We start from the raw sequence: 4704 nt of genomic DNA, 5'->3' as shown, positions 1-4704 counted from the left end.
ATCCGGACAAGATCGACTTCCCGATCCCCGGCAATGACGACGCGGCCCGCGCCATCCAGCTCTATTGCGATCTGATCGCCAAGGCTGCGATCGACGGCATCGCCCGCCAGCAGGGCGCGCTCGGCGTCGACATCGGCGCTTCGGTCGAAGCTCCGGTCGAACCCGCGCTCGACCCGGCTCCGGCTCCGGCGTCGGAAGCTCCCGAAGCTTGATAATCGAAGGCCGGTTGCGGCCTTCATCTTTCTCATATTCTGGCACGCTAAACAGACGCACCATCGAATACCGATGGTGCGTCGGTGCATTTAAAACAAAGAGGCGACAATGAGCATTTCGGCTGCACAGGTCAAAGAACTCCGCGACTTGACCGGCGCGGGCATGATGGATTGCAAGGCCGCGTTGACCGAGACCAACGGCAACATGGAAGAGGCCGTCGACTGGCTGCGCAAGAAGGGTATCTCCAAGGCCGACAAGAAGGCTGGCCGCACCGCGGCTGAAGGTCTGATCGGCGTCGACAATGGCGTGCGCGAAGCCGCCGTCGTGGAAGTCAATTCCGAGACCGACTTCGTGGCCCGCAACGCCGCGTTTCAGGAAATCGTCGGCAACGTTGCCAAGGTTGCGCTGGCCTATGGCACGACGGAGGCTGTGGCCGCCGCAAAGTATCCAGGTTCCGACAAGTCGGTTGCCGACACCATCAAGGACGCTGTCGGCACCATCGGCGAAAACATGGGCTTCCGCCGCTCGGCCAAGCTCACCGTCCCCCACGGCGCTGTCGCTACCTACGTCCACAACGCGGTTGCCGACGGCCTTGGCAAGCTCGGCGTGCTGGTCGCGATCGAGACCACGGGCAATGAGCATGCAGCCAACGCCTTTGGCCGCCAGGTGGCCATGCATGTTGCCGCCACCAACCCTCTGGCGCTGACCGCAGAGCAGATCGATCCGGCCGCGGTCGAACGCGAGAAGGCGATCTTCTCCGACCAGGCGCGCCAGTCCGGCAAGCCGGAAGCGATCATCGAGAAGATGGTCGAGGGCCGTCTGCGCAAGTTCTACGAGGAAGTCGTGCTCCTGAAGCAGGCCTTCGTGCTCAATCCCGACATCACTGTCGAGAAGGCGCTGAAGGATGCCGAGAAGGACATCGGCGCCCCGGCCAAGATCACCGCCTACCTGCGCTTTGCGCTGGGCGAGGGCATCGAGAAGGAAGAGACCGATTTCGCCGCGGAAGTCGCTGCAGCTGTGAAGAAATAATCCTTACAAATAGCCCCTGAAGGGGCTTCTCAGCTCAGGCAACTCGGCCGGGTGTCCGCAAGGATGCCCGGCCGATTTCTTGTGCGGTGTCGATAAAGGCCCTGAGCTTCGGCGCCATCGACGCCCGGCGCGGGAAATAGAGGAATAGCCCCGGTTCCTCGATCGACGTCTGCGGCAGCACCTGGACGAGGCGGCCCGCGGCAAGATCGGCGCGCGCCAGCGGCTCGAACATATAGGCGAGCCCGACGCCTGCAAGCGCAAGATCGATTGCCGCGAGCGAATCCGTCACGACAACGCTGCCCCGCGTCTCCATGGCGATGTCCTTGCCATCCTCGATCAGATCCCAGCGATAGAGCGCACCGGAGCGGACGAGCCGGTAGCCAATACAATTGTGGTTCGCCAAATCGGCAACGCTGCCGGGACGGCCGTGCCTTCCGATGTAAGCGGGCGAGGCGACGACGACGACGGAGAATGGCGGCGTCAGCCGGACCGCGACCATGTCCTGGGCGATCATCTCGCCAAGCCGGATGCCGGCATCGAAGCCTTCGCCGACGATATCGACCAGGCCTTGGTCAGCGAAGACCTCGACCGTAACCTCCGGATAGCGCTCGGCCATCGCGGCGACCACCGGCGTCACCGCCAATGGCATCGCGATGTTGGAGGCGTTGATCCTGAGCAGGCCAGACGGCCTGCCTTTGACGCTGCGGATGCGGTCCATCCGCTCGGCAATATCCTGGAGGGCCGGAGCCGCCGTTTCTACCAGCGCCTTGCCGGCCTCGGTGAGCGAAACGCTGCGCGTCGTCCGTGCGAACAAAGGCTGGCCAATCCGCTCTTCGACAATGCGCACCGCATGGCTGACTGCCGAAGGGCTCATGCCGAGTTCGGCGGCGGCAAGCGCGAAGCCGCCGCGCCGGGCAACGGCGACCACAACAGGGAGATGGCTGAGCAGATCGCGATCCATTCATGAATGATATCGCATGGTCTTTGCGAACAATGCAATCTTATCGATGCCAAGGTCGCGGTCCACATTGTCGTCAACACATCGGCGATCGGCCGATGGCATCGAGGAGACGAGACATGAATGCGTTAAGACAGGTAACTTTCGCGGCAGGCATGGCGTTGGCGCCGATGGACGCCGGCGGGGCGGAGCCATCAGACTGGCGGGCCCTCGCAGACGAACGCGCGGTCATTCGCATTGCCGATACCATCGACCGGGCCGTCGACGCCCAGGACTGGAAGCTTGCACGCGGCTATTTTGCGGATCGGGTCACCGCCGATTTCAGCAGTCTCTCCGGACAGCCAGCGGCTAACATCGCTTCCGACGACCTGATTGGCGCTTGGGCGGCCAACCTCAAGGGCAGCAAGACAAGCCTGCATCTGCGCACCAATCACCAGGTCGTTCTCAAGGCGGACACGGCGACTGTCCTGTCGAACGGCTATGCCTGGAACCGGATGGAAGGCAATGGCGACCCGCTTTGGGAGGTCTGGGGCACCTATGAGCATCACCTGACGCGTTTCGCAGATGGCTGGAAGGTCGATGGCTTTGCGTTCCGCATGACACACGAGCGCGGCAATCCCTGGGTCAAGACCACTCCGGGCCAGTGACGCGCGGGGTATCTGTCACCAAGCATTGGAAGACGATTATGACCATGACCTACTACACCCTTGGCAACAGTGGCCTCAGGGTCGGCCGGCTGGCGCTGGGCACGATGACTTTCGGCAAGGAATGGGGCTGGGGAGCCGACAGGGATACGGCGCGGGCGATGTTCGACGCCTATGTCGAGGCGGGCGGCAATTTCTTCGACACGGCGGATCTCTACACAGACGGCACGGCCGAAGCCTGGCTTGGCGAATTCATCGCCGAGCGCGGCTTGCGCGACATGGCGGTGATCGCCAGCAAGTTCACCATGAACATGCAGCCCGGCAATCCGAATGCCGGCGGCAATGGCCGCAAGAACATCATGCGGGCCGTCGATGCTTCGCTGAAACGGTTGGGGACCGACTATATCGATCTCTATCTCATGCATGTCTGGGACAGGCTCACCCCGGCCGAGGAGGTCATGCGCACGCTGGACGACCTGGTTCGGATGGGCAAGGTGCGCCATGTCGGCCTTTCCGACGTGCCCGCCTGGTATGCGGGCCGCGCACAGGCGATCGCCGAATTGCGCGGATATGAGCCGGTTTCGGCGTTGCAGCTCGAATATTCATTGGCCGAACGCGCGATCGAGAATGAGTTCGTGCCATTCGGCACGCGCCATGGCGCCGGCATCATGGTGTGGAGCCCGCTGGCTAGCGGACTGCTGAGCGGCAAGTATCGGCCGGCTCAGGCCGGAACCGCGGGCCGCCTCGATGGATTTCGCAACTCGACGCATCCGGGGTTCCAAAAGTTCACGCAACGCAACTGGGCTATCGTGGCCGAACTCGAGAAGGTCGCATCCGAGATCGGCCGCAGCATGCCTCAGGTCGCGCTCAACTGGGTGGCGACGCAGCCGGGGATCGCAACCGTCATCCTCGGTGCGACGACGCTCAGCCAAATGCATGACAATCTTGGCGCGCTGGATTTCGAGATTCCGAAAGCGCATCGCGACCGGCTGGAGAGAGCCAGCAGAACTACAGCGCCGTTTCCCTATTCCTATTTCGGTTCGCAGATACAGGCGCGCGTTACCGGCGGCGCGACAACCGGCGACAAGCCCTCCAACTACGCGTCACCGGTGCTCATCGAAGGAGAGTCGGCCAGCGTGTCCACCAATTGATTGATAGGACAGGAAACCGGCGAATTTGCCGTTTGGGCGCCGCGTGACATCGCGGCGCCCTTCGTGTATCGGAACGCCATTGTTTCGGATGGCGCGCCTGCGCGAGAGCAGCCACCCGGAACGCGCCACATGCAAATGAAGAGGCCCAGATGACGGTGAAGCCCCTCTACCGACGTGTCTTGCTGAAAGCGTCGGGCGAAGCGTTGATGGGCGAGCAGCATTTCGGCATAGACGTGTCAGTGGTGGATCGCATCGCCGGCGACATCGCCGAGGCGCGTGCATTGGGCATCGAGGTCGGCGTCGTCATCGGCGGCGGCAACATCTTTCGCGGCGTGGCCGTTGCCTCCAAGGGCGGCGACCGTGTCACCGGCGACCACATGGGCATGCTTGCCACGGTGATCAACTCGCTGGCGCTGCGCACGTCGTTGAACAAGATCGGCGTCGACGCCGTGGTGCTTTCGGCGATCGCCATGCCCGAACTTTGCGAGAGCTTTTCGCAGCGCCAGGCGACCGCCTACATGAACCAGGGCAAGGTGGTGATCTTTGCCGGCGGCACCGGCAATCCATTCTTCACCACTGATTCGGCCGCGGCCCTTCGCGCCGCTGAAATCGGCGCCGACGCGCTGTTCAAGGGCACTCAGGTCGACGGCGTCTACTCGGCGGACCCGAAGAAGGATCCGAATGCGACGCGTTTCGAGCGCATCAGCCA

At 63.1% G+C, this 4704-nt stretch carries 6 protein-coding genes; 5 read left to right on the top strand and 1 reads right to left on the bottom strand.

Features of this window, described 5'->3' with window-relative positions:
* Together EN749_RS30835 and tsf are read left to right on the top strand one after the other, a co-directional pair.
* Positions 1-212, top strand: a 212-nt coding sequence (locus EN749_RS30835; protein ID WP_128364570.1) for a 30S ribosomal protein S2, incomplete at its 5' end; no start/stop codon positions are given.
* Positions 213-321: 109 nt separating this feature from the next.
* Positions 322-1242: a translation elongation factor Ts gene (tsf, locus tag EN749_RS30830; protein ID WP_127321483.1), complete on the top strand. Its 921-nt coding sequence runs from the start codon at positions 322-324 to the stop codon at positions 1240-1242.
* A gap of 34 nt (positions 1243-1276) precedes the next feature.
* Here tsf and EN749_RS30825 read toward each other — a convergent pair whose 3' ends face one another.
* Positions 1277-2203, bottom strand: coding sequence for a LysR family transcriptional regulator (locus tag EN749_RS30825; protein WP_127810467.1), 927 nt, complete (start codon positions 2201-2203; stop codon positions 1277-1279).
* A gap of 116 nt (positions 2204-2319) precedes the next feature.
* Here EN749_RS30825 and EN749_RS30820 point away from each other — a divergent pair, with 116 nt between their 5' ends.
* The 3 genes from EN749_RS30820 to pyrH all read left to right on the top strand — a co-directional run.
* The gene (locus tag EN749_RS30820) at positions 2320-2847 is read left to right on the top strand and encodes a nuclear transport factor 2 family protein (protein ID WP_127810466.1); all 528 of its coding nucleotides are present in this window, start codon (positions 2320-2322) and stop codon (positions 2845-2847) included.
* A 38-nt stretch (positions 2848-2885) separates the two neighbouring features.
* Entirely contained in the window at positions 2886-3995 is a 1110-nt protein-coding gene (locus tag EN749_RS30815) for an aldo/keto reductase (RefSeq protein ID WP_127810465.1), read from the top strand.
* A gap of 149 nt (positions 3996-4144) precedes the next feature.
* The coding region (gene pyrH / locus EN749_RS30810; RefSeq protein WP_128364569.1) for a UMP kinase at positions 4145-4704 on the top strand (560 nt) is incomplete at its 3' end.

The organism is Mesorhizobium sp. M7A.F.Ca.ET.027.02.1.1 (assembly GCF_004022985.1).
GTDB lineage: Bacteria > Pseudomonadota > Alphaproteobacteria > Rhizobiales > Rhizobiaceae > Mesorhizobium.
The sequence above is the reverse complement of the archived record's forward strand: the minus strand, read 5'-3'. Positions and strand labels throughout refer to the sequence as shown.